The sequence below is a fragment of the Anaerobacillus sp. 63XJN7_4_ISO-PGPR-S23-413 genome (genome assembly GCF_056173725.1).
Map to the genome: position 1 here is coordinate 2,656,461 of NZ_CM149688.1, position 26,046 is coordinate 2,682,506.

The following is a 26,046-nucleotide window of genomic DNA, read 5'->3' on the forward strand; positions in this document are numbered from 1 at the left end:
CAAGGATTCGCGGTTATTGAACTATGCAATAATTCGCAACCCATGCAAATTATTGCATGCTAGATTTTTCAATTTCGTGTTTCTCCATTTTATAATACAAATTTCGAAGTGACACTCCTAACGCCTTTGCCGTGGCAGTTTTATTCCCACCGTAATGCTCAAGAGTTTGCTGAATCGTTTTCCTCTCAAATTCATCAACTAACTGGGATAGCATTTTGTCAGGGGTACGTTCTACCGACAATAAATCAGCGTCTTTCTTTTCGCTTAATAAGGACGGAAGATGTTCAAGGTCAATCATGCTTTCAGATGTATCCATATGAATAACAATTCTACCAAGTACATTTTCAAATTCTCTAACGTTTCCAGGCCAATCATAGCTTTTTAAATAATCAATAGCTGATGACGTAATCCCCTCAACGTTTCTTCCATAATCTTGGTTGATTTTTGTAAGAAGATGCTCAGCAAGTGAAGCAATATCTTCTTTGCGTTGCCTTAGTGGAGGGATTTGGATCGGTAAACGATTTAATCGATAGTATAAATCTTCCCTAAATGAACCATCGATTATTCTTTTTTCAAGTTTTGCATTGGTGGCTGCAATAATTCTTACATTGATGGAAACCGGCTTCGCTCCACCCACTCGAACAATTTCACGTTCCTGAAGAACGCGAAGAAGCTTCGCCTGTGTACCTAATGACACCTCTCCAATTTCATCAAGAAAAATACTTCCGCCATTCGCTTCTTCAAAAAGTCCTCGTTTCCCCCCTTGACGGGCACCTGAAAACGCACCGTCCTCATAGCCAAAAAGTTCACTTTCAAATAGTGATTCTGAAATAGCCGCACAGTTCACTCTAACAAACTTGTTGTACTTACGATCACTGGCATTATGTATGGCATGTGCAAATAGTTCTTTCCCAGTCCCGGATTCTCCACGGAGGAGCACGGTTGCTGGTGTAGAGGCTGCAAGCTTTGCTTGCTGGACAGAAAACGTCATTTCTTCTGATTTCCCTATAATATCTTCAAATGAATATTTCGCTTCAAGCGTTCGAATAATTTGTCTTGCTCTCTGCAGTTGACTATTCAATGAATGAAGTTCTGAAATATCGTGAATGACGCCTACACTGCCCTTCAATCTGCCATCGACAATAACCGGAGAAACATTAACAACAACTTCTCTCTTACTCGGTCCAACCTTCATCTGAACACCACGCACAGGCTTCCTGGTCCTTAATACACGCATATGCATGCTTTCACCTTCAGATATGTCTGTACTCGCCGGCTTGCCAATAACTTGGTCATGTTCAAGACCCGTTAACCTCGTATAAGCCGGATTGATCATTAGACCTTTCCCTTGTTCATCAACAACAGAAATCGCTTCATCAGATGATTGAATAATGGCTTCAAGCATTGACTGCACGCTTTTTAAATTAGTAACTTCTTGTGCCATTTGCTCAATAGCTGTCATGTCTTTAAAAACCGCTAATGCGCCAATTCGTCTGCCTTCATCATCAAACATCGGGATTCGTGTCGTAATAATTTTTTTCCCATTTGGAAGAAGCTGCTCTTGATTAATTTCCGGCTGGCCGGAAGATAAAACCCGAGGCAACATGCTAGAGGCCATGAGAGACCCAATTATTTTTCCACCAGCATGTGTTTTGGAAATTCCGGTAATTTTCTCAGCACTCCGATTAAATAACGTCACTTCTTCATTTATATTGACCGCAATCATACCGTCATGAGTAGAATCAAGAATAATTTCCTGCTGTTTTGATTGATGGCGCAAAGTGTCAATTAAATCTTCTTTTTCTTCAATTAACTTAAGGACGATGTTAGCAACTGAACCTGGAATCAATACAGTATGCTTCTCTCGCATGTCTCTAATCTCTTCAAAAACACTCTCATTTCCAGTAGCTTCAACAATGACATCGATTTCAAAACGCTTTAGTGCAACTTTCCAATTGTCAAAAACAGCAATGCCGCTTTGACGAGCTTTAAGAATACCAGGCGCATCTAAATTACAATCAACCATTGCAATAACATTCATCATTTCAGTCTCTTGTAAGATATCCAAAAGTGCTACCCCGCCTTTTCCGGCACCTACAATCATACATGTTCGCAAATATTCATCACCTGCATCCTATACATGCAATATATTTCATACCTATCATACATCTCTTTTCTTATTTTGACAAATCATGCATGGTTCACTTTTTTGACTATGTTAACTTATCGTGTTGATTATCCATTTAGTATTTCTCAATGCCGTTGTAACAAAATCCGGTACAAACACGCATAGACACTTTATTCAGAGTTCGCTACAATAACACTAGTGATGTCTAGAAAGGGTGCGCGGGTAATGAGGTTAATCGCTTTACTTATCGTATTAATTCCAGGGATTTTAGGAGTAATCGGTATTAAATTAATGAGAGACGTTCTTTTCGGTGTACTTAACCCACCGTTCAATTCTCTTATTGTTCAATTCATTCTCGGTCTAGTCTTTCTTATAGCCGGTCTTTCTTTTGTCGGTGGGTTTATTTTCTATCGTGATCGTAAGCGAAATAAAGTGCAGCAGAAATTTTCTTCAAAGAAACAATAACAAAAAAACAAAGCCCTTTTGATTTCGGGCTTTGTTTTTCGTTAAAAATTATTTAATAGTGCACTTTACCTGCTATGAGAATAATTATCCATATTGTGCTCAATGCGAAGCTTATCGGCAACCATCGCAATGAATTCACTATTTGTTGGTTTTGCTTTTGACATGCTTACTGTATAACCAAACAGATTGGAAATAGACTCCACATTCCCTCGACTCCATGCTACTTCGATTGCATGACGGATAGCCCGCTCAACTCTTGAAGAGGTTGTATTGAATTTCTTTGCGATATCTGGATACAAGACCTTCGTAATAGATCCAAGTAGTTCAATATCATTGTAAACCATCGTGATCGCTTCTCTCAAATACATGTAACCTTTAATATGTGCAGGAACTCCAATTTCATGAATAATACTAGTGATACTTGCATCAAGGTTTCTTGGTCTGTTTTCTCGTTGCGGGCGTTTGTATGATCCGCCATTTGTGGTAAACGTTGTTTTCTTACCACTTACCTGCCTCACATGGCTTGCCAAATTATCCATATCAAACGGCTTCAAAATAAAGTAGGATGCTCCAAGGTCCACAGCTTTTTTGGTTACATCCTCTTGTCCGAACGCAGTAAGCATAATAACGCTACAAGTGTAATTCATTTCACGTAAGCGTTCCAGAACTGCTAGGCCATCGAGATGAGGCATGATAATATCTAGAACAAGTACATCAGGCTCGTGATCTTCAAGCACTTCCAAGCACTCCTGACCATTGGAAGCGGTTCCGACTACCTCCATATCCTCCTGTCGTGACATATATTCCTCAATCAAATTAACTAATTCGCGATTATCATCAGCTAAACATACTTTTATTTTTTGCACGGTTCCGTCTCTCCTTCCACAAGTTTGGTTACCGTAGTATAGACATTCAACGGATTTGGTAAATTTCCTCTAAAATTTCTAAAAACTTTTAAAAACAATATTTATTCCACATAATTCTTAGCTATTCTTCAATTTACTACACGTTACTACTTTTTCTGAATACTCTTTCAATTTTGTCGAATTTTCTTCATCCACAGTATATCATGGTTGAAAAACGAAAGAAAGCGAACAGTGAGCTTTTTTTAGCTCGCTGTTCGCTTCTCATGACGACTTTCTTCATAAATATTAATCCCAGCCTCTTCAAGCATCCATTCAATGTGAACACCATAGCCTGAAGTGGAATCATTGACGAACACATGCGTGACTGCACCGATTACTTTTCCCTCTTGAATAATCGGACTTCCACTCATTCCCTGTACAATTCCACCTGTTTCTTTTAATAGTTCAGAATCCGTTACCTTAATAACCATTCCTTTTGTAGCTGGAAACTTCTGTGGTATTGAACTGATCACTTCTACATCGTATTCTTTTACTTCACTACCTTTAACCACTGTTAATATTTTGGCAGGACCTTCCTTCACTTGGTGAGAAAGTGCAATAGGCATTGGTTGGTCATACATGCCTTTTTTGACTTCATTATTCATTTCTCCAAAGATTCCAAATGGACTGTTGCGCGTAATCGTTCCAAGCTTTTGGGCCGTATTAGAAAATCTAGCCAGCTTCTCACCTGGATGTCCATTGCTCCCTTTCTCAATAGAAGTGACAGATGATGGATAAATTTCTCCATGGTTCACTACAATTGGCTTTTTTGTATCCATATCAGATATAACGTGTCCGAGTGCACCATACTTCTTTGTATTAGGATGGTAAAATGTTAATGTTCCAACTCCAGCTGCAGAATCACGTATATATAATCCAATCCGGTATGATTCATTTTGTTTATCTTTCACCGGAATCAGCTTCTTACTTAATTCTTCATTTTCTCTCACGATTGTAACTTTTAGTGCATTACCGTCGCTACCGGCTTTCTTAACAATTGTTCCAATATCACTCATTTTCTTAACGGTCTGACCATTGATCTTAGTAATAATATCGCCAACTTGTATATCTGCTATTTCTCCCGGAGAACGATCTCCCTCATTTGTATGAATTAAATGGTGGCCAACTACTAACACCCCACGTGTGTTTAATTTAACACCTATAGACTGTCCTCCAGGTATAACCTTAAAATCAGGAAGAACTTTCACGCCAACTTTTTTGACCGGGAAATCGCCTACCGTTAAATCCAGAATATCAGAACCGCTTTTTTTGCCGTTTATCGTAAGGTTGCTTTGCTGCTGATCTAGGCTTGCCACTTCTGTACTTCCTAGCGAAGCAACAGCGGGTATTACAGATGAGATCCTAGTTTGATCTCCTTCGAACATGATAATCTCGTCTGGGATAGTTAAAAATAATTGTACTGGCTTTGAAAAACCAAGTGCAATTAAAAAACCAAGGAGAACTACGCCTAACAATTTACGAAACATCTCTATCTTCAATCCTTCACTCTCCTCGCTCTTGCTCACACCTCCAACATGGCTGTATCTATAATTTTGCCTTGAGTCGCGGTTATTATAACCTCTAAAAATGAAAATGCTACCCTGAGTTGGATAGCATTTCAAATCATGATTTTATTTGGTTCGCTTGATGCAATAATTCTCTCGCATGTTTCTTTGTTAGCTCTGTCATTTCAGCGCCAGATATCATTCTTCCAAGTTCTTCAATTTGTTCTTCATCACTTAAATTACCAACACTTGTCTTTGTTCGCCCTTCACCCGTTTCTTCTTTAGAAATATAAAGGTGATGGTCAGCCATTGCGGCAACCTGAGGAAGATGTGTAATAACAAGAACTTGTGAACCAGAAGAAAGGCGCTGAATCTTCTCAGCCATCGCTTGAGCAACTCTTCCACTAACACCTGTATCAACCTCATCAAAAATAATAGAGGTTATTCCCTGGTGTTTTGAAAAGATGGATTTTAACGCTAGCATTATACGTGATAATTCTCCGCCAGATGCTGTTTTTGAAAGCTCTTTAAGCGGCTCACCTGGATTTGTAGAGATCATGAAATCAATATCATCTTGTCCTGATCTGTGAAACGATTCTTTTTTATTATTTAAGTCGTTAAAATGAATAGCAAATTCTGTCTTTCCCATATATAAATCTCTAAGTTCATGATGAATCGCCTCTACAAGATCACTGGCGACCTTTTTACGAAGTCTTGTAAGGTTTTCCGCTTCTACGGTCAGGTCCGCTTTAATACCTTTTAAATTGGATTCAAGCTCTTCTACGCGGTCTTCTCTATTTACAAGTTCATCGACTTCATCTTCAATAGAAGCAGCATATTCCAAAATTTCTTCTACCGATTCACCGTATTTCCTTTTGAGCACCTGTATTTCATTAAGACGCTCTTCTACAAAATCTAGACGAGCAGGATCAAATTCAAGTTGATCTCGATATGTATTTAACTTTCCAGCCGTTTCTTCAAGCAGATAAAATTGATTAGCTACTTCTTCGTGGTATCCTTGTAATTCCTCATCAAGATCAGTTACTGATTCAAGTTGCGCCATCGCAAGTCCTACCCAGTCTAATCCTTTATTATCTCCATGCAGAGAATGATAGACATCTTGAAGAGCAGAAAATAATTTCTCAAAATTGCCAAGACGTAGCTTCTCTTCCATTAATTCTTCATCTTCATTTGGAGATAATTCTGCTTTTGAAATTTCTTCAAGTTGGTATTGAATTAAATCTAATCTATGTGCCATTTGTTGTTCGTTTTCTGTCAGATTCTTCATCTGCTGCTGAATTTTCTTGTATCTTTGAAAAATGTCTCGATATTCCACTAACGCCGGACTAATAGCACGGTCACCAAATTGATCGAGCAACGTTAAATGTTTGTCTGATTGCATCAAATCTTGGTGTTCATGCTGCCCATGTATATCAATAAGTGTTTGACCAATTTCCCTTAAAATCCCGAGTGTGACTAACTTTCCATTGACTCGACAAATGCTCTTACCAGTATTTGAGATATCACGTCGCAATACAACCATTTCATCAGTAAACTCAATCCCAACGTCCTCAAGTTTTTGAACTGTTGGATGCTCAGGTTCAATGTGAAACAACCCTTCGATTTCTGCTTTTTTTGTTCCATAACGAACGAATTCAGCAGAACCTCTCCCACCAACTAAAAGTCCAATGGCATCTATGATAATGGATTTACCTGCGCCCGTTTCTCCAGTAAGGACTGTTAATCCACGATCAAATGAAACGGTGATCGCTTCTATGATCGCAAAATTACGAATGGATAGTTCCGCTAACATATTCTCCCACCTTCAAAAGATCCTCTTTCATTTTCCTAAAGCATGTCAATAAAGCGTTGTGATAACATAGGTGCAGCATCAGCACTTTTGCAAATGATTAATATAGTATCATCTCCGCTAATGTTTCCCATGATTTCTTCCCAGTCTAAATTATCTATTAGCGCACCAATCGCATTCGCATTACCAGGAAGCGTTTTCATAACGATAAGATGATCCGCATGATCTATGCTAATAAATGCATCTGTTAATGTTCTCTTCAATTTCTGAAGTGGATTAAAGCGCTGATCTGCAGGAAGACTGTATTTGTATCTACCATCAATTGTTGGCACTTTAACAAGATGAAGTTCTTTAATATCCCGTGAAACAGTGGCTTGAGTTACATTAAAGCCAGCGCTCTTCAGGCAATACACAAGTTCATCTTGTGTTTCAACATCTTGATTGGCAATCATTTCACGAATTTTGATATGACGTTGTCCTTTATTCATTGTATAACCTCCAGAAGTTCCGGTAAGTAAAATCTGACAGCCTTATTATATAGCCACGCTTCTCTTTTGTATAGACCCTCATAAATATTCACTCGTAAAAAGATATTTTCTGGACTAAATACGAATAAACTTCTCTGGTACAGTGACGAACGAGAAAAAGGACACACAGCGTGTATCCTCTATAACTTTTGATGCGCTTCTTCTACAACTTCTTCAGGCGTAGGAATTGTTTCGTTAACCATATCCTGCTGCCAGCCCAAGTATAATAAAAATTCGATATTTCCTTCACCACCGGTTATTGGAGAAAAAGAGATGCCTTTGATCTGATAGCCTTCTTTAGTCGCGAAGTCCATCATTTCTTTTAGTACACGTAAGTGAATTTTTTTATCACGTACGATTCCTTTTTTCCCAACTTCTCCTCTTCCAGCTTCGAATTGAGGTTTTACAAGTGCAATCACTTCTCCATTTTCTTTTAAGATCTGCTTAAGAACTGGCAAAATCAATTTTAAGGAAATAAAGGAGACATCTATGGTGGCAAGATCTGGCAACCCCTGTTCAAAGTCTGCTTTCTCTGCATATCTAAAATTTGTTCTTTCTTTAACAACTACTCGGTCATCTACACGTAATTTCCAAGCTAATTGATTATAACCAACATCAAGTGCATACACGAGTGAAGCACCATTTTGCAGCGCGCAATCCGTAAACCCACCTGTAGATGAGCCGATATCCAATACAACTTTGTTTTCGGTGAGAAGAGAGAAGACGTTAATCGCCTTCTCAAGTTTTAAACCACCGCGTCCAACATAACGAAGCGTATCACCTTTTATTTGTAAACTAATGTCTTCTGCTACTTTCACACCCGGCTTGTCCATTCTTTCTGTTTCCGAAAATACAAGGCCAGCCATGATCGCTCTTTTTGCTTTTTCTCTTGTATCGATTAGTCCACGATTAACAAGGATTACATCAAGTCTTTCCTTCTTAGCCATTCTCTTTTATGCCCTCTTTTGTTTTGCTGGAATTATTTTCTTCGCTTTCGCAACAATATCATCTGGAGTTAAGCCGATTTCTTTTAATAGTTCATTGACACTGCCGTGTTCAATATATGCATCTGGTATGCCCATTCTTTGAATTGTACCGTGTTGATAACCGCTGTCGTTCACATACTCAAGTACAGCACTACCAAATCCACCTTGAAGAATCGCTTCCTCCACTGTTAACATCGGAATTCCTTCTTGCATAAGTTCAGCCATCATTTTCTCATCAAGAGGCTTAATAAAACGAGCATTAATTATTCGAGCTGAGATGCCTTCTTGTTCAAGTTTCTCTGCAGCTTTCAAAAGGTCTTGAAGCGTAGGACCAAAAGAAAGGAGTGCGACATCTGTTCCTTCGCGAATGACTTCCCAAGTGCCAATTGGAATTTCTTTTAAGTCTTCATCCATCTTCGCACCGATGCCATTTCCTCGCGGATACCGAACTGCAATCGGGCCTTGATTATACTTCATTCCAGTATTCACCATATGTTGCAATTCATTCTCATCTTTAGCCATCATTAAGACCATGTTCGGTAAATGACGAAGGAACGAGATATCGAATACTCCCTGATGTGTTTCCCCGTCTGCTCCTACAAGACCAGAACGATCAACTGCAAGAAATACGTTTAGGTTCTGCCTGCACACGTCGTGGACAAGCTGATCATAGGCTCTTTGAAGAAACGTGGAGTAGATAGATAAGACAGGCTTCAGGTTTTGTGTTGCAAGTCCTGCTGCCATCGTTGTAGCATGCTGTTCTGCAATTCCTACATCAAAAAGTCTTTCTGGAAATTGCTTTTCGAACGCTTCCCATTTTGAACCAACTGTCATAGCTGGTGTAATAACAGAAATGCGATCATCTTTTTCAGCGAGCTTCCGTACCGTTTCACTTACTACCTTGCTATAGCCTGGGGCAGCAACTTTCGGTTTAATCTGTTCCCCAGCTTCGATTTTATAAGGACTCACACCGTGCCATACACCGATTTGATCGCTTTCAGCCGGTTGATAACCTTTTCCTTTTTTTGTTAACACATGTATAAGGACGGGCCCTTTTGTTTTCTTAGCGTACTTAATATTATCCATTAGAGCTTCAACGTCATGCCCATCTACTGGTCCAAGGTAGGTGAATCCAAGTTCCTCAAAGAAAATACCAGACACCAATAGATATTTCAGAGCATCTTTAACACGCTCAGCAGTCGATGCAAGCGCACCGCCGAAAGCAGGGATTTTCTTAAGCAAATATTCAAGCTCTTCTTTCGCTTTATGATATTTACCTGCTGTACGAAGTTTTCCTAGAATATTATGAAGTGCTCCAACGTTAGGAGCAATCGACATTTCGTTATCATTTAAGATCACTAGCATATCTTTCTGCTCATGACCAATATGATTAAGCGCTTCTAAGGCCATTCCACCTGTTAATGCGCCATCCCCAATGATCGCGACAACACTCTCGTCGCTTCCTTTCATATCACGAGCAGCAGCCATACCCATCGCAGCAGATAATGATGTAGAACTATGACCAGTTTCCCAAACGTCATGCTCACTCTCATTTCGCTTAGGGAATCCACAAAGACCTTTGTATTTTCGCAAAGTATCAAATCTAGAAGCTCGTCCTGTCAGAATTTTATGAACGTATGCTTGGTGTCCTACATCCCAGATGAATTTATCTTTTGGACTATCATAAATTTTATGAAGAACGATTGTCAGTTCAACCACACCAAGGTTAGGACCAAGATGTCCACCAGTTTCAGATAATTTATTAATTAAAAAACTTCTAACTTCTTCTGCAAGCTCGGTCATTTCATTGATATCATAATTTTTGAGAAACTTAGGATTCTCAATCTTTTCTAAATCCATGGGAATGTCCTCCCCTTCTTATTTCGATTTACGGTTTCCCTTTTTCTTTTTGGATTGGTTGCCTACCATTCTAATTTTAAATGTTTTTTCCACATAATATAAGAACCGCCCTACTTGGAAAATGATTCCAGTAGAAAAATGGATCGCAAACGTTTTTCCGAGCGCTTTTCCTCCGACCGTCAACGCAGCTATGACGCTGGTAAATACTACTGATACTATATATTGAAACAAAGATCCATCGCTATGTCCAAGTTGAAGTGTTAATTGTACGACAACGGTTGCGGAGGCTGTACCACTTATAATACCCGAAATATCACCAATTACATCATTACAGAAGCTTGCTACGCGATCTGCGTTACGTGTAACAAAAATTGCATGCTTCGCCCCGGTTAGGCGTTCAGCAGCCATAGCGTGGAAGGGTACCTCATTTGCTGCTGTTGAAGCAACCCCAATTGTATCAAAGAAAATACCAATTAGAACGATTAATAATACTACAATCATACCAATTGCCCAAGATACACCACTTAATACTGCCGTCGATATAATTGAAAAAATAGCCGCTAACACAAGTGTGATAACGGCAATAGCTAAACTCCAGTTTATGGATTTTGATACGGAAGCTTTCATATCTACTCCTTGTCCATTATATAATCACATAAAAATAGGTATCCATCTGGCAGGAATTCATGGGGTCAGTTCGTTTCCCCCTGTTCCCTGTCAGTTGAACACCCCTTTACTCATATGTATTGAAGAGTGGTCACTTAAAGAGTAAAGACTGCGGCTTAGGTCCAGTAGGTTTTCCCAGATAGATACCTGAACGTCGCCATTCAGGCGGTTTCCCTTTATATCTATCTTAGCGTAGTCACCATGCGCTAGACTGGATTACCACTTAGTCCGCACTATAATCCCCTTTAAGTGTCACTCGGAACAGTCTAGGAGTTTTCCTCAACAGTTCCACACATTTCCTAGCCTCTTTTGCAGAGCAGATTTCATATGGGTGGTAGGAAAAAAGCGGCCGGCCGAGCTGCAAATTTCCAATAATCCATAATCCCCTCTAGCTCCACTCAAGGCAGGCTACGCTGTTCAACTGCGTTCCCATGCAGCTGCAACAGGTTCATACCCCAATTCATAGCAGGCAGCGTTAACCGCTCTACTACAAGAATGGGCCTCCGCGGAAGCAGGGTCAACGCCCACATGCCTTTGTGGATCGCCCTGCGACCTTAACTCCCAGCATCGACCCAAGTCTGGGCGACTCAAGCCAACACCAGGAACTTCATCGATGTGCCCTATGGCGGATTTTTAGGCCCGCCTTCAGAAATGGCGAACTGACTAGAATACTGCACCACTCAATCTTAACTTATTATACCACAGGTTATGATTATGCTCAATTATATGTTAATGATCACGCTCTACAATAAACTTTGCAATCGACCTTAATCTATTTTCCTTTATGTTAGCGGCAGAAAGGTGAGATAATCCCTCATCAAAATGATGCTTTAATTTTTCTTTAGCGCCCTTTAAGGACAGAAGCTTAGGATATGTGCTTTTCTCGTTATTCTCATCACTTCCTGGTTGTTTACCAATCTTGCCTTCATCTCCTTCAACATCAAGGATATCATCACTTATTTGGAAAGATAACCCGATGTGCTCACCGAATGCTTGGAGATGTTCCCGTTGAAGTGGCGAAGCATTTGCAATAATCGCCCCTGCCATAATGGAAAACATAAGAAGCTTCCCAGTCTTATGATGATGAATATACTCAAGTTGTTCTAACGTTAATGCTTGTTTTTCACCATCCAAATCTGCCATTTGCCCCCCAACCATACCCGAAGGTCCAGCAGCATGAGACAATAACTTAATAAGCTCTACTTTTTGCTCGCTCGTTAAGTTGGAGTCTGCAATAAGTTCAAAACTTTGGGTTAAAAGGGCATCACCAGCTAGAATAGCCGCCGCTTCGCCGAAAACGATGTGGTTTGTAGGTTTTCCTCGACGCAAATCATCATTGTCCATAGCCGGCAAATCATCATGAATTAGCGAATACGTATGAATCATTTCTACAGCACAGGCAATGGGAATTGCTTGATCAATCGATTCGCCAAATGCTTCTACAGTAGCAAGCATTAATATCGGGCGGATCCGCTTCCCTCCCGCATGAATCGAATACAACATCGCTTCTTTTAATGATTCTGGCATTTCAAGATGATTAATATATGAAGGCAGTTCTTGATCAAGCAGTTTTTTACACTCATTCATATAAGAGCTAAGATCTTGGATCACGCTTCATCCTCCTGCACAGAAAAACGCTTGATTTCACCGTTTTCCTCAACAATTTGATCCATTTTTCCTTCAACGGATTGCAGTTTTTCATGACAGATGTTTGATAAGTTCATCCCCTCTTGAAAGAGTGAAATAGCTTTTTCAAGAGGAACATTTCCCTCTTCTAAGGCCCCTACGATTTGTTCTAACTTTTCCATTGCTTCTTCAAATGTGACGTTCTCATTTTTCTCCATTCGAATCACTCTCCTCTAATCCCCATACATGGCAATCAATTTTTCCATCTGTCATTTCAAGTTTAAGAACATCTCCAGGTTGGACCTGACTAACAGACTTAATGAGTTCTTCTTCTTTATATGCAAGGCTATACCCCCGCTCCATTACTTTCAATGGACTTAATGCATTCAATTTCCCAGCAGCAAGTGAGAAATCACGTTGTTTTCCAACTAAAACACGTTGCATTTCCTTATTCAAAGAATTCTTGAGCTCTACAAGCTCTTGACTCGCTTCTTTTAGAAGTTTTTGGGGGTGCTGCTTTTTTAATTGCTTATGGTTTCGATCGACTTGTTCTTTTGTATACGACAATAACCGCTTCATATTTCTCTGCAATCGCTCTACTTGCAAATCAAGCTCTTGTTCCTTTTGCTTCAATAGTTGATCTGGATAGCGAAAAGCATAAGACTTTTGGAGGTTTGACAGCCGATCTCGATCGGAGACAAGTTTTTCTTGCATTACTCTCATGAGTCTATGTACTCTTTGATCAACTCGCTCTTTCAATTCCACTACACTAGGGACTGCTAATTCAGCAGCACCAGTTGGTGTCGGCGCTCTTAAGTCAGCAACGAAATCCGCAATCGTAAAGTCCGTTTCATGGCCTACCGCAGAAATAATCGGTACGTGCGACCTAGCAATACTTCTTGCGACTTCTTCTTCATTAAATGCCCATAGTTCTTCAATAGATCCACCGCCACGCCCCACAATCAGCACATCAATCATTTTCATCGCATTCGCCATCTCTATGGCTTGAACAATCGATCCCTTAGCACGATTTCCCTGCACGAGAACGGGAAAAACCGTAATTCGCGCAGCTGGATACCGTCTTTTAATTGTCGTGAAAATATCTCGAATGGCCGCTCCAGTAGGGGAAGTAATAACGCCAATTTCTGTAGGATAGCGTGGAATTTGCTGTTTGAGGTTATCAGAAAACAATCCTTCAAATTCGAGTTTTCGTTTCAGCTCTTCGTAAGCTAAATAAAGATTACCAATTCCATCAGGCTGCATTTCTTTTGCGTAGAGCTGATATTGGCCATATGGCTCAAACACAGATATTTCTCCACGGATCAGTACTTTCATTCCGCTTTCGGGTTTGAATTTCATATGCCGATTATTTCCTGCAAACATGACAGCCTGAACACGTGATTTATCATCTTTAACTGTAAAGTAAAGATGTCCTCGATTGTGAAGCTTCACATTGGATAATTCGCCACGCAACCAGACATCTTGCAGTGCAGGTTCATTATCAATCATTCGCTTAACATGTCTCGTAAGCGCCGTTACCGAAATATAGCGATCCGCTTTCACAACTATCCCCTCCTACTTAAATTAGCTTTTTTGGATGATCTTAGAGAGGACACCATTCACAAAACGCCCTGATTCTTCTCCACCGAATAACTTCGCAAGTTCAACGGCTTCATTTAAACTAACGTTAACGGGTATATCATCTCTGACTACCATTTCATAAGAAGCCATGCGTAGTACTGAACGGTCAACATTTCCGATCCGATTAAATGTCCAGTTCACAAGATTTTCTTTAATGACTTCATCAATTTTTTCGAGGTTCTCAAGCGTTCCGAAGACAAGCTCAGATAGAAACTCGTCACCTTCTTCTTCATTTAAAACGTGTTGAAGAGCCTCACGTGGATCGGTGTCTGTTACATCTATTTGAAACAATACCTGGATGGCTTTTTCTCTTGCATGTCTTCTTTTCATTGCTATACTCCCTTTACGCTAATATTGCTATACCAATAAATAATAGCATACTGTAGAGGACAAATACAGGTTTTGCAATGTCCAATTGTTTTCACAAACAAAAAAGCAGGGGGACAATCCCCGCTGCTTATTCTTCGTTCTCTGGTTCTTTTTTATCAAATGTAATGCCTACAACACTCACGTTGACGGCACTGATTTCTAGAGCAGTCATTGTAAGAAGGGCCTGACGGATATTTTCCTGAACCTTCTCACATACTTCCGGAATGGATAAACCATAGCTTACCACCACATAGGCATCTAAGATGATCCCATCTTCATCAAGTTCCACCTTGACGCCTTTTCGATGATCCTTTCGCCCAAAGCGTTCTACAACACCAGAGGCGAAATTCCCTCTCATCTCTGCTACACCATCAACTTCAGAAGCTGCAATACTTCCAATGACTTCGATAACTTCAGGTGAAATCTCTACTTTTCCAAGACCAGTATCGTGCTCTTCCATTTCAAATGATTGAAGTTCATTCATTCTGAACACCTCACTTAGAATTCATTGATTGCTCTGTTAAATCATATTTCTCAAGAAACTTTGTATTGAAATCGCCGCTTACAAATTTCTCATGATTCATAAGGCGCATATGGAACGGAATAGTTGTTTTAACACCTTCAACGACAAACTCTCCTAGTGCTCGCTTCATTCTAGCGATAGCTTCTTCTCGAGTATCAGCATAAGTAATCAGCTTTGCAACCATTGAATCATAAAAAGGTAAAATATCATACCCTGGATAAACAGCTGAATCAACTCGAACTCCAAATCCACCCGGCGGCAGGTACATTTCAACCTTACCAGGGGACGGCATAAACTTTTTGTCAGGATCTTCTGCGTTGATACGGCACTCAATCGCCCATCCTTTAAACGTCACATCTTCTTGTTTGTATCGAAGTTCTTCATCAGAAGCTGCTCGGATTTGTTCCTTAATTAAGTCAATACCCGTTACCATCTCAGTCACAGGGTGCTCAACTTGAATGCGCGTATTCATTTCCATAAAATAAAAATTCCCTGTTGGCTCAAAAATAAACTCCACAGTTCCTGCACCAGAATATTGAACGGCTTGAGCAGCTCGCACTGCCGCATCTCCCATTTTCTTTCTAATTGTTGCGTCAAGAGCTGGAGAAGGGGTTTCTTCCACTAGCTTTTGTAAACGCCTTTGGATAGAACAATCACGCTCACCTAGATGGATCGCATTCCCATGATTATCTGCAAGGACTTGGATCTCTACATGTCGGAAGTCTTCAATAAACTTTTCAATGTAAACCCCAGGGTTTCCAAATGCGGTAGAGGCTTCTTGTTGCGTAATATTGATTCCTTTTACTAATTCATTCTCATCCTTAGCAATACGGATTCCTTTACCGCCACCGCCAGCAGTCGCTTTAATAATGACGGGGTAACCCATTTCGTTCGCAAGAGCTACTGCCTCGTCAGCATCTTTAATAATTCCTTCAGAGCCAGGTACAATCGGAACTCCAGCTTCCTTCATTGTCGTTCTAGCAACGTCTTTCGTGCCCATGCGATTAATGGCTTCAGGACTAGGACCAACAAACGTCACATTGCATTCTCTACAAAGTTCAGCAAAATCGGCATTTTCAGCTAGAAAACCATATCCGGGATGAATGGCGTCAACCCCTGTCACAGTAGCAATACTCATGATATTTGTAAAATTTAAATAGCTGTCTTTTGCTGCTGTGGGTCCGATACAATAAGCTTCATCAGCAAGTCTAACATGAAGCGCATCTTTATCTGCCTGGGAATATACGGCTACTGTTTCTATTCCGAGCTCTTCACAAGCTCGTATGATTCTTACTGCTATCTCTCCGCGGTTAGCTACAAGTAATTTCTTAATCTCCATCCTATCATCACCTATGCTTTCACTAAAAACAGAGGCTGTCCGTATTCAACCAGCTGACCATCTTCAACTAGCATTTCTACGATTTCTCCATTTACCTCTGCTTCTATTTCATTAAAAAGCTTCATTGCTTCAATGATGCAGACTACGCTATCTTCCGAAACTTTTTCTCCTGTTTTCACATAAAGATCTGACTCTGGATTTGGACGAGCATAGAACGTTCCCACCATTGGGGATTCTATCTTATGTAATGATTCATCCTGTTTCTCTTCTTTTGGTTCTTCAGTAGCTTGCTCTTTTGAAGAAGACGCCACTTGCTTCACTGGCTCAGGTGCCTGTTGTGCAACGGGCTGCTGTACAGGCTGCTGTACAGGTGCCTCAGCATATTGTACGTCGTTTTTCTTTAAAACAATTTTAGACCCATCATTTTCGTATTCGAATTCATCAATGCTTGATTGATCAATAAGTTTGATCAATTCGCGAATTTCTTGAACTTTTAACAAGACTTCCACTCCCTGTCATCTTTTTTCAAATTTAGTATTTAGGAGGTTTTTCTGTGCAGAAGACACGCTCCAACTTATAGCAATTATAGCATAATAAAGATGTGTATTAGTATCTCCAGCATTCCATCTAACAAATCAAACCTCAGAATTAAGACCATTATATAAAAGCAGGTCCTAAGCCTATTAATCATATCATATCTTCAGTTTACTTGGTAGAAGGCATCTTTGCACACCGCCCTATTATAAGGGTAACAAACACAGAAAACGTTTTCACCTATAAAATATTATGTGGATTATCTATGTACGCTTACTTTAAAAATTGGTGCTTTATCTACTTTTGTTTATTTGGCAATAACCCTTCATTCTGAACGAAACTTTTTTCACAATATTTTCAGAGCATAAATGGGTCAAAACAAAAAAGATGGAGTGAACTCCATCTTTACTTTGCTGCAGCCTGAAATTCAACCGCTATTCTATGGCCTTCTCCTAGCTGTTCTTCTGCTAGTACCATAATGTTGTTGGCCTCTTCATTCGAGAGTTGATCTGCTTTAACAATAACTCTTACTTTATCATCATCTAGCGTATAAACTACCGCATCGCTATACCCTTCTGACTTTATCACATTTTCCAATACAGATTCTTTTTGAGATAATGCCATCAATTCTTGACGTTGCTCATGTGCCTCATTTCTAAGGTCAGCAGATGCTTCGCTTGCAATAACTGCCGTATAGTCTTCAATCGCTGCATCTCGTTGTTCTTGAATCTCAAGTCTTATGGATGCAAAACCTTCCTCACTTGAAACACTTGAAGAAACAGCATCTCCTTCTTCTGCGTTCGTTTCTTTTGCCTCTTCTCTCTTACTTTCCTCACCACTCTGCTCTTGATCCTGATCCCCTACAAACGCTACATTATCAGTTCCAGGAGTCATAATATAATATGCTGATAAAACAATGATTAAACTTAACATCGTTAGTAACCACACTGTTTGCTTTTTCAAAACCATTTAGGATTCCCCCTTTAATTTTTTCGGAAGCACCATGACACGGTGACTCTTGACGTCTAGCAGTCTTGTTACTGCATCCACGATCATTTTCTTTACTTCCATATTCTCTGCTCCAACCGCTACCACTACAACTCCTCGTACGACAGGCTTCTTTGTACTAACAATGATAGGCTCCTGTCCGTTGTCATTTTGAATGACGACAACTTGTTCTTCACTTGACTGTTCTTCAATCTTTCTTGAACCTCCATCATTTGGAGATTCGTCCGTATATTTATCAGTAGAAGTGCTGTTTTTCTCAACGATTTTTTCTTCTGTAGAATCTAAATTTACAATAACTGTGGCATCAGAAACTCCTGCCACTTCATCTAAAGCTTCTTTCAGCTGTGTTTCGTATACATTCTCGTATTCAGCCATAGACGACGGATTGGACTTCTTTTGACTAAAGGTAGGTTCACTATCCTTTGAGCTCGCCTGCTCTGAAAACACTTCCTGGACTTGTTCAGGTGACTGGAAAAAGCTTCCGGAAAACATGAAGATAACGCCAATCCCCGCAGCAATAATCAAATATAATAACGGGATTCCCTTTTTCTTTTTAGGCTTCTTCAATTGATCAAGCCAGCTAGTTGGTTTTTCATCCACGTTCCCTACTCTCCTCCTTTCACCTGAACTCCGACTTGTTTTGGATACAGCTCCCACTCATCTGCAAGAAAGTATGCAACCTTACGAGAGAGAGTATCCGTTGCTTCAACCTCTTCCTCCTGAATATCAATTGATACGGATACAGCATCCACTTCCTGAACAGATTTTTCTGCTCCTGCTTCATTTACTGTTACTGCAATTTGATCAATATCCTTTTCCCCATCAAGATTCTTTAACTGAAGACTAACGCTTGTGATCTCGAGGTTAAACTGGTCCCTCAACTCCTTTTCTACCTGGCTTTTCATTTGGACAGCCATTTGTTCTTCAATATATGCAGCATTGGATGCTTGTATTTCACTTTTCTTTGATTCTATCTGATTTTCCATATTTGCATTTTGAGTTGAGTCAGTGAGCGTTACTGTTCGGAGCATGGCATCAAAGTCTTTAGTGAAAATCGTGAGTATAGGAGATAAAATAACCGCCATTAACATTAAACCTATAACCATCTTTACATAACGCTGCATATTTGAATTTGGCAACAATAGTTCTAGAACTGTTGCTAGAAGGATTAACACAATAATATTTGTAATCCAGCCTGTAATAATATCCACACGACACCTCCTAACGCACCATTAACGTAATATTGCCAGATGCTATAATAATCGTTACAGCAAGAAAGAACATCAATGAAACAATAGCAAGGGCCGCAAATATGAACAAAATGCTTTTTGATATAACATTTAGGGATTGAATAATTGGACCACCGCCCAATGGTTGAATCACCGCTGCAGCAATATTATAGATTAGTACTAGTGATAATACTTTTAGCGCCGGAAAAGCGCAGATCATTAAGAGAATGACAACCCCAGCTAAGCCCACCGTGTTTTTTAATAGAACAGAGGCGCTTAACACCGTGTCGGTGGCATCTGTAAACATCCGACCAACGACTGGGATAAAGTTACCCGTTACAAATTTCGCAGCTCTTATCGTAACGCCATCCGCTACCGCAGTTGTCGCACCTTGTACTGAAATAACCCCTAAAAAAACCGCAAAGAAAACGCCAAGAGTTCCTATCGCTACATTTCGTAATAAATTAGAAAGCTGGGTAACCTTGTACTGCTCACTGATAGTACTTACAATAGCGAGGACCGCTGATAGAAAGAGCATTGGAAGTACAAACTTCTGAATAAGTAATCCACCAGTATTTACAAGAAATAAGACGATCGGATGAAAGAAAGCAACAGAAGCTACTCCACCCACAGATGCCATTAAAGCTAAAAGCAATGGAATTAATGCAAGTAAGAATCCCATCATGTTAGCTATAGCATCTTCTGTATACTGAATCGCAACATGAAAGCTATTTAGTGCCAGGATAATTAAAACCATATAAATAATGCCATACGCTACTGTACTAACTGCTTTATGTTCAAATGCATTTTGCATGTTCTGCAGAAGGATACTAAAGATTGTAAGAAGGATCAGACTCCCAAGAAGCTTTCCATGCACAAGCAGTTCATGGAAGAGAAACTTTAGTAGGCCAATAAAATACGCTTTTAAAGATATCTGCTTTTCTCCTTTAATGAATTCCATAAAGGAGCCTTTCTGACTTTCAGGTAAAAAACCCCCGTATTCTTCAATGACTTCATCCCAATAATCTTGTATTTCTTGTAAACCAAGCGTATTTAACTGCTTGTCTACAAATTGACTTGAAAGAGGCTCCTCTTCCCCTTTTGCCGCTACGGAAGATTCAAAAAACATAAGAGAAAAGCAGAGGAATAGCAGCATCAACAGCATTTTTTTCATGTGAGGCATGTCCCTCTCCCCCTCTTATGATGGTAATAATTTCAATACTGTTTCTATGATTAACGTTAAGATTGGAATTGCCATAGCAAGAATCAATAATTTACCAGCAAGTTCAATTTTCGATGCAATTGCGCCTTGACCCGCATCTCTTACAATTTGCGCACCGAATTCTGCTATATAAGCGATCCCGATAATTTTTAAAACCGTTTCCACATAAACGATTTCAACATTCGCTTTTGCTGCAAGACTCTCAAGCATACGAATAATGTGTTGAATTTCTCCTATTAAGTAGAGAAAAATTAAAGCGCCTGTGAAAACCGTAATCGTGAAGGCAAACACAGGCTTTTGCTCTTTGACCACAATAACTAGGAAGGTAGCGATTAATCCTAAGCCGACTATTTGTAAAATATCAATCGCAGTCACCCCCTACCCTTGAAAAAGGAAGACTCCTCGTATTTTCTGAAAAAGATCATCTATAATTGTAATGACCATATAAAGGACAACAATAAATCCTATTAAAGTGACCCAGTGCGCGTATTCCTCTTTTCCCATTTGCTTTAAGATTGTATGAAGCATGGCAACGATAATACCAATACCAGCTATTTGAAAAATCGTATTTACATCATGATTCATCTACGCTTCCTCCCAATGACTAAATCAAAAGTATGACAAGAAGAATACCGCCAAGTACACCAAGGCTTTTAAACATTCTTTCATATTTCATCTGATTATCTCTCGCTTCACTTTCTTCTCTCTCTAAGTGAATTAATGCCAGCTTCAGTTGCTTTTGCTCATGTTCTCGATCATGCTGACCAATGGTAGCGCCTAATTGCTTCATCACTTCTTTTTCCTCATTTTTAAAGGCAGTGTATTTCCAAACTTCCTCCATACTTTCAATCCATGCTTCATACGCAGTAGCATGGCCTGCCTCAAGCTTCCTCCTAAATGAATCAAAAAACCACGATACAGGATGACCAACCTGTCTACATATATGACTACAAGCAACGCTTAAAGGTGTCATTCCGTAAACAATCTCTGCTTCTAGTGACTGTAATGCCGCCTTCAACTGACGTAATTGGCGTGACCGTTCACTAACTGTCCTGGACCATTCCACACCTGCCCATGTGCTTGCCATAATGATGAGCACTGCACCTAGTAACTTCATGCTAGATCACCTTTTTACGTCGAATTTCCTTACCGGTTTTATCTTTAATCGCACTAATTGTTCCTGGACCATCTTCTCGCGACAGTTCGACGATACGATCAAAGCACCCCGACTTTAATAACCCCTGCATACTTGGCCTACGGTTTAAATCATCCAATTTCGTCCCATGGACTGTCACTACGAGGTTAATCCCAGCATTTATTGCTTCGATAATCGCTTCACTGTCTTCTTTTCGTCCAATTTCATCTACAATAAGTATTTCTGGACTCATGGAGCGAATCATCATCATCATTCCTTCCGCTTTTGGACAAGCGTCGAGTACATCAACACGATCTCCCAGTCGATGTTGAGGGATCCCCTGTACACATCCAGCTATTTCTGATCGCTCATCGACAACGCCTACCTTTGCTGATGGAATCCTTCTTAATTCATCACCTTCAGCCATAAGTCGAGTTAAATCACGAAGCATTGTCGTTTTACCAGACTGAGGGGGCCCTAATATAATCGTATTCATCCATCTCCCAGCATATAGATATGATACTAGTGGTATAGCTATTCCAAGCTTTTGCTTCGCAATTCTCACATTAAATGAAGCAATATCTCTAATGGCTTTGACATGTCCATTTAGTGTAATAACCTTCCCTGCGAGGCCTACACGATGCCCTCCCTCAATCGTTACAAAACCTTTTTTAAGTTCTTCTTCCAGAGCGTAGAGAGAGTAGTGACTTAGCTTATTTATCATTTGTAGACCATCTTCTTTTGAAATAAAATAGCCATGGCCATTTAAGAGAGGAAAATCCGGCTTCCCGTTAATCATGATCTCAAGTGGACGGTTAATACGCATTCGAATTTCTTCAATCGTCGATCTTTCAACAATTGAATACTGATTCAAGATTTTTTGTACATTTTCCGGAAGCACGCGAAGAACTTCTTCCAAGAATGTCCCCCCTCTCTAAGCTTGTTTCTCCCTACACTACTATTCCTGTCTTGCTTAAATTATGTCTCTACTAAATCTATGAAAGGGTTCCAATTAAAATAAAAGCAACCCCTATCATGATAAAAATAATTTTCATAATTGATAGATCACCTGCTAGACCAATCAACCCCACTGACATGGTAACTACTAAAATAATTGGACCAACTATAGCGAGAATGGCATTAATCATCATGGCTATTCTTAGATCCTGAATAAAAAGAATGAGAATCGCTGCTGTAAGCTCGATCACACCAGAAAGTATTCGAAGCACTCCCATGACAAGAACGGAATGAATCATCTCTAGCCTCCCACAAATTGTTTGTACAACTTATGATGAATTTATGATTTTCAGAAGAAATTCGTAAATCATATAACTCATTTCATTATTGAGAAATCAGCTTCATAAAACACCGGAAGCAAATAGTTTGTTAGCTAAATTGTTACATTTAAAATATTGAACTTATTGGAGGAAAACAAAAAAACCACCCAGCGAAGGCTGGATGGTCATTTTGCTTTTAAACCATTTAATATAAATTGAACTGTCAGTTCGATCTCCTGCTCATCATCCCACTCACTCTCCGGCACCATAATGTATCGTGCAAGAAAAAAACCGAGAACGGCTGTTATCGAAAGTCTGATCGCTGAGGAAGGCGGAATTTGGATTAATTCGCCTTTCTGTTGGAAGTGGAGAATCACTTTTTCAAACCGATCAAACAAATCCTTCGCTACATGCTCGATAAATTGAGTACGAAGTTCCTCATGAAAAGGAATCTCCTGCATCAAAATCTTAACAATTGGTAAGTGCTTGTGTATGAACACCTGTCTATTTTTTACAACAGCTCTCAAAAAATCCTCATAGTGCTCATAGTTTGGTTTTAATACTTTGTCTAAATCTTTCACGATGAAAGGGGCGACCAGATGGCTCATAACAGGTGTAACAATAGCAAGCAGCAAGTCTTTCTTCGTATTATAATGGCGAAATATTGTTCCTTCCGCTACGCCTGCACGTCTCGCAATTTGACTTGTTGAGGAAGCGGAGAATCCTTTTTCCTGGAACATTTCAACTGCCGCTTTAACGATGCGTTTTTGTTTCTCAGTTAAATCTCCGGACTCGCTTACCTCTTCATCAAATAGCCATTCCATGCTGTCTTCTATCTTTTTCATAAGCTCCCCCTGACTCTAAATGCGTCGGTGTTTTTTTAGTGCGTATATATTTAAAATCATAAAAGCGATTGAGAATCCAAATAAAATAAGTAAATCAATCCATATTTCTGTTATTCCCTGTCCTTTAATCATAACATTTCTAAGAGCTTCAGCTCCATAATACAAAGGAGTTAACGGACCAATCCAGCTTAAATAATTTGAAATCGTATCAAGATTAAATAACCCAGAAAAAAAGAGTTGCGGTACAACAACAAGTGGTATAAACTGAATCATTTGTAATTCATTCTTTGCAAATGATGAAAGTAAAGTTCCTAAAGTTAGGGCACTTAATGCTAGCATGAGTGTTATAAGTAGTACATAAAAGAAAGCGCCTTCCATTTTTAAATCAATCACATAAATACTATATAGGGCAATGATCGCTGATTGAAACATAGTAAATAATCCAAAGCCGATCACGTATCCAATTACAAGTTCCCACCTTTTAATAGGACTAGCTAAAACTCGTTCGAGCGTCCCCTGGGTTCTCTCTCTCAAGAAAGAAACTCCAGCAATTAAAAACACAAAAAAGAAAATAAAGAAACCAACTAGTACAGGACCAAAGTGATCAAATGAAGTCATGTCACTCGAGCCAAAAAGATAAGATACATCTAAATCCACTTCTTCGTTGTTTACCATAGAATTACTTCTAACAAGATTAATTACTGCTTGATTAATGGAGGGATCACTGCCCTCTAGATGTAGTTTCTTTTCCCCATTGCTGAAGTCAATGACTGCATCATAATCTTCTTTCAGTAGTGACTCAATGGTATCTTTTGACGTAACTTTTTTAACAATAGCATGCTCTTCTATTCTTTCGACGAGTTGCTCAGGTATATTTAGTGTGCCCACTTTCAACTCCAGGTCTTCCCCGTTAAACACTAGCGATAACATGGTTAAAATGATAATTGGTGCCACAATCATTAGGCCCATCGTTCGCTTATCATGAATGAACTGCCTCAATATACGTTTTACAACGGCTGTAATTCTCATTCCTTAACACCCCCATATGAAAGAAAAGCTTGCTCAATTGTCGTCGAATCTGTTTGCTTTTTCAATTCTTCTGGGGTTCCAACAGCAATCAACCGACCATCTCGAATCATCCCAAGCCTTGAACATCTATCAGCTTCATCCATTACATGAGTCGTAACGAGAATAAGCACGCCCTTTTGTCTCAGATTTTCAAACGTATCCCATATCTTTTGTCGCAAGGACGGATCTATGCCAACAGTCGGTTCATCAAGCAACAGAACTTCAGGGTCGTGCAATAAAGCGATAGCAAGTGATAAGCGACGCTTCATTCCTCCTGAGAAGTCTTCCACTCTTTTCTGAAGTTCTTTTTCTAAATCTACTAGCCTCATAGCAGATAAGATACGATCTTTTCGATCACGACGACTCACACCGCTAAGCGTTGCAAAGAATTCTAAATTCTCATAAGCGGATAGTTCACCATACAAAGCATCCGCTTGTGCCATATAGCCGATCCGCTTCATTATCTTTAAATCAGGCATTCGTTCACCTAATACTGTTACCTTTCCTTCTGAAGCCTCTTCAATACCACAGAGCAGTTTGACAAATGTCGTTTTTCCAGATCCTGATGGTCCTAGCAGACCGAAGATCTCACCTTCCTTAAGTGAAATGCTAATATTATCTAAGATCGTAGTCGTGCCAAATCGTTTTGTAACACTTGCTTGGATAGCATCTTTTTGCATATGATCCCTCCTAAAATGAGTGATTACTCACTTTATTATACCATCCATCCCTTTGTTGTAAAGTGAGTAATCACTCATTTTTATTTTTAAAAAAAAACCGCTCAAACAGAGCGGTTTAAAAATGTTTATCCTCTTGATACATACTCCCCTTTAGAAGTATCGATAATTAAAACATCTCCCTGATTAACGAAGAAAGGCACTTGAACAGTTAAACCTGTTTCAACAGTTGCAGGCTTAGTTCCACCGGAAGCTGTGTCCCCTTTAATACCAGGCTCAGTTTCAGTAACAACGAGTTCCACCGTATTCGGCAATTCAACTCCGATCGTTTCTTCACCATAAGTACGAATTGAAATTTCCATGTTTTCTTTTAGAAATTTAAGTTCATAACTAATTTGCTCTGCAGGAAGTTCAACTTGCTCATAAGTAGTAGTATCCATAAACGTATGCATGTCGGCACTTGCATAAAGATACTGCATTTTACGATTTTCAATATGAGCTTTTGCTACTTTTTCTCCTGCTCGGAAGGTTTTCTCTTGAATTCCACCAGTACGAAGGTTACGTAGCTTCGTTCTTACGAAAGCTGCTCCCTTACCAGGCTTCACATGCTGGAAGTCCATTACCGTCCAGATGCCATTATCCACTTCAATTGTAAGTCCAGTTTTTAAATCGTTAACAGAAATCATTAATAGTCCCTCACT

The 26,046-nt window shown here is 39.6% G+C and carries 29 protein-coding genes; 1 reads left to right on the plus strand and 28 read right to left on the minus strand.

Translation table 11 applies throughout. From position 1 onward, the window contains the following. Window positions 1-49: 49 nt before the first annotated feature. Complete coding sequence (locus AC0VYO_RS14045) at window positions 50-2,116, minus strand: sigma 54-interacting transcriptional regulator (RefSeq protein WP_475365461.1); 2,067 nt, start codon at window positions 2,114-2,116, stop codon at window positions 50-52. Between the two features lie 237 nt (window positions 2,117-2,353). Between AC0VYO_RS14045 and AC0VYO_RS14050 the strand changes: the two genes are divergently transcribed. Continuing rightward, complete coding sequence (locus AC0VYO_RS14050) at window positions 2,354-2,593, plus strand: DUF2627 domain-containing protein (RefSeq protein WP_430244680.1); 240 nt, start codon at window positions 2,354-2,356, stop codon at window positions 2,591-2,593. Between the two features lie 65 nt (window positions 2,594-2,658). Here AC0VYO_RS14050 and spo0A read toward each other — a convergent pair whose 3' ends face one another. From spo0A to efp, 27 genes are all read right to left on the minus strand, one after another. After that, window positions 2,659-3,459: a sporulation transcription factor Spo0A gene (gene spo0A, locus AC0VYO_RS14055; RefSeq protein WP_194222100.1), complete on the minus strand. Its 801-nt coding sequence runs from the start codon at window positions 3,457-3,459 to the stop codon at window positions 2,659-2,661. Between the two features lie 242 nt (window positions 3,460-3,701). Continuing rightward, the gene (gene spoIVB / locus AC0VYO_RS14060) at window positions 3,702-4,985 is read right to left on the minus strand and encodes a SpoIVB peptidase (protein ID WP_475367729.1); all 1,284 of its coding nucleotides are present in this window, start codon (window positions 4,983-4,985) and stop codon (window positions 3,702-3,704) included. Window positions 4,986-5,121: 136 nt separating this feature from the next. After that, on the minus strand, window positions 5,122-6,816 hold the full coding sequence (recN, locus tag AC0VYO_RS14065) for a DNA repair protein RecN (protein ID WP_475367730.1): 1,695 nt from the start codon (window positions 6,814-6,816) through the stop codon (window positions 5,122-5,124). A gap of 35 nt (window positions 6,817-6,851) precedes the next feature. After that, window positions 6,852-7,301: a transcriptional regulator AhrC/ArgR gene (gene ahrC, locus AC0VYO_RS14070; protein WP_098444159.1), complete on the minus strand. Its 450-nt coding sequence runs from the start codon at window positions 7,299-7,301 to the stop codon at window positions 6,852-6,854. 179 nt (window positions 7,302-7,480) lie between these two features. After that, the gene (locus tag AC0VYO_RS14075; RefSeq protein ID WP_194222102.1) at window positions 7,481-8,287 is read right to left on the minus strand and encodes a TlyA family RNA methyltransferase; all 807 of its coding nucleotides are present in this window, start codon (window positions 8,285-8,287) and stop codon (window positions 7,481-7,483) included. A 6-nt stretch (window positions 8,288-8,293) separates the two neighbouring features. After that, window positions 8,294-10,186 (minus strand): 1-deoxy-D-xylulose-5-phosphate synthase, encoded by a 1,893-nt coding sequence (gene dxs / locus AC0VYO_RS14080; protein WP_475367731.1) that lies wholly within the window; start codon window positions 10,184-10,186, stop codon window positions 8,294-8,296. An 18-nt stretch (window positions 10,187-10,204) separates the two neighbouring features. Further along, on the minus strand, window positions 10,205-10,813 hold the full coding sequence (locus AC0VYO_RS14085) for a hypothetical protein (protein ID WP_475367732.1): 609 nt from the start codon (window positions 10,811-10,813) through the stop codon (window positions 10,205-10,207). Between the two features lie 768 nt (window positions 10,814-11,581). Next, a complete protein-coding gene (locus AC0VYO_RS14090) occupies window positions 11,582-12,463 on the minus strand; it encodes a polyprenyl synthetase family protein (protein ID WP_475367733.1) in 882 nt (293 codons plus the stop codon). Continuing rightward, complete coding sequence (locus AC0VYO_RS14095) at window positions 12,460-12,696, minus strand: exodeoxyribonuclease VII small subunit (RefSeq protein WP_194222105.1); 237 nt, start codon at window positions 12,694-12,696, stop codon at window positions 12,460-12,462. The genes AC0VYO_RS14090 and AC0VYO_RS14095 overlap by 4 nt, the downstream gene beginning before the upstream one ends. Beyond that, the gene (gene xseA, locus AC0VYO_RS14100; RefSeq protein WP_194222106.1) at window positions 12,683-14,041 is read right to left on the minus strand and encodes an exodeoxyribonuclease VII large subunit; all 1,359 of its coding nucleotides are present in this window, start codon (window positions 14,039-14,041) and stop codon (window positions 12,683-12,685) included. Before xseA ends, AC0VYO_RS14095 begins: the two co-directional genes overlap by 14 nt. Before the next feature lie 21 nt (window positions 14,042-14,062). Continuing rightward, window positions 14,063-14,449, minus strand: coding sequence for a transcription antitermination factor NusB (nusB, locus tag AC0VYO_RS14105; protein WP_475367734.1), 387 nt, complete (start codon window positions 14,447-14,449; stop codon window positions 14,063-14,065). 127 nt (window positions 14,450-14,576) lie between these two features. Continuing rightward, window positions 14,577-14,972 (minus strand): Asp23/Gls24 family envelope stress response protein, encoded by a 396-nt coding sequence (locus AC0VYO_RS14110; protein WP_194222108.1) that lies wholly within the window; start codon window positions 14,970-14,972, stop codon window positions 14,577-14,579. A gap of 10 nt (window positions 14,973-14,982) precedes the next feature. Further along, window positions 14,983-16,350 (minus strand): acetyl-CoA carboxylase biotin carboxylase subunit, encoded by a 1,368-nt coding sequence (gene accC, locus AC0VYO_RS14115; RefSeq protein WP_194222109.1) that lies wholly within the window; start codon window positions 16,348-16,350, stop codon window positions 14,983-14,985. Window positions 16,351-16,361: 11 nt separating this feature from the next. Next, a complete protein-coding gene (accB, locus tag AC0VYO_RS14120) occupies window positions 16,362-16,850 on the minus strand; it encodes an acetyl-CoA carboxylase biotin carboxyl carrier protein (protein ID WP_194222110.1) in 489 nt (162 codons plus the stop codon). 439 nt (window positions 16,851-17,289) lie between these two features. Next, entirely contained in the window at window positions 17,290-17,853 is a 564-nt protein-coding gene (locus tag AC0VYO_RS14125) for a SpoIIIAH-like family protein (RefSeq protein WP_475367735.1), read from the minus strand. Next, window positions 17,854-18,492, minus strand: coding sequence for a stage III sporulation protein AG (gene spoIIIAG / locus AC0VYO_RS14130; RefSeq protein ID WP_430244693.1), 639 nt, complete (start codon window positions 18,490-18,492; stop codon window positions 17,854-17,856). A 5-nt stretch (window positions 18,493-18,497) separates the two neighbouring features. Beyond that, the gene (gene spoIIIAF / locus AC0VYO_RS14135; RefSeq protein ID WP_475367736.1) at window positions 18,498-19,103 is read right to left on the minus strand and encodes a stage III sporulation protein AF; all 606 of its coding nucleotides are present in this window, start codon (window positions 19,101-19,103) and stop codon (window positions 18,498-18,500) included. Between the two features lie 10 nt (window positions 19,104-19,113). Further along, entirely contained in the window at window positions 19,114-20,304 is a 1,191-nt protein-coding gene (gene spoIIIAE, locus AC0VYO_RS14140) for a stage III sporulation protein AE (protein ID WP_408962615.1), read from the minus strand. A gap of 15 nt (window positions 20,305-20,319) precedes the next feature. Then, window positions 20,320-20,709: a stage III sporulation protein AD gene (gene spoIIIAD / locus AC0VYO_RS14145; protein WP_194222342.1), complete on the minus strand. Its 390-nt coding sequence runs from the start codon at window positions 20,707-20,709 to the stop codon at window positions 20,320-20,322. Window positions 20,710-20,721: 12 nt separating this feature from the next. Further along, the gene (spoIIIAC, locus tag AC0VYO_RS14150) at window positions 20,722-20,928 is read right to left on the minus strand and encodes a stage III sporulation protein AC (RefSeq protein WP_048308951.1); all 207 of its coding nucleotides are present in this window, start codon (window positions 20,926-20,928) and stop codon (window positions 20,722-20,724) included. Window positions 20,929-20,947: 19 nt separating this feature from the next. Beyond that, window positions 20,948-21,460, minus strand: a complete 513-nt coding sequence (gene spoIIIAB, locus AC0VYO_RS14155) for a stage III sporulation protein SpoIIIAB (protein WP_194222114.1) — start codon at window positions 21,458-21,460, stop codon at window positions 20,948-20,950. 1 nt (window position 21,461) lies between these two features. Continuing rightward, on the minus strand, window positions 21,462-22,397 hold the full coding sequence (gene spoIIIAA / locus AC0VYO_RS14160; RefSeq protein ID WP_430244698.1) for a stage III sporulation protein AA: 936 nt from the start codon (window positions 22,395-22,397) through the stop codon (window positions 21,462-21,464). A gap of 76 nt (window positions 22,398-22,473) precedes the next feature. Next, window positions 22,474-22,734 carry a DUF2619 domain-containing protein gene (locus tag AC0VYO_RS14165; RefSeq protein ID WP_475365465.1) on the minus strand — a complete coding sequence of 87 codons (261 nt, stop codon included), beginning with the start codon at window positions 22,732-22,734 and terminating at the stop codon, window positions 22,474-22,476. Between the two features lie 206 nt (window positions 22,735-22,940). After that, a complete protein-coding gene (locus AC0VYO_RS14170) occupies window positions 22,941-23,600 on the minus strand; it encodes a TetR/AcrR family transcriptional regulator (protein ID WP_430244701.1) in 660 nt (219 codons plus the stop codon). Between the two features lie 15 nt (window positions 23,601-23,615). Beyond that, the gene (locus tag AC0VYO_RS14175) at window positions 23,616-24,629 is read right to left on the minus strand and encodes an ABC transporter permease (RefSeq protein WP_475365466.1); all 1,014 of its coding nucleotides are present in this window, start codon (window positions 24,627-24,629) and stop codon (window positions 23,616-23,618) included. Beyond that, window positions 24,626-25,348, minus strand: coding sequence for an ABC transporter ATP-binding protein (locus AC0VYO_RS14180; protein WP_194222119.1), 723 nt, complete (start codon window positions 25,346-25,348; stop codon window positions 24,626-24,628). Before AC0VYO_RS14180 ends, AC0VYO_RS14175 begins: the two co-directional genes overlap by 4 nt. Before the next feature lie 125 nt (window positions 25,349-25,473). Further along, window positions 25,474-26,031, minus strand: coding sequence for an elongation factor P (gene efp / locus AC0VYO_RS14185; protein WP_194222120.1), 558 nt, complete (start codon window positions 26,029-26,031; stop codon window positions 25,474-25,476). Between the last annotated feature and the right edge of the window lie 15 nt (window positions 26,032-26,046).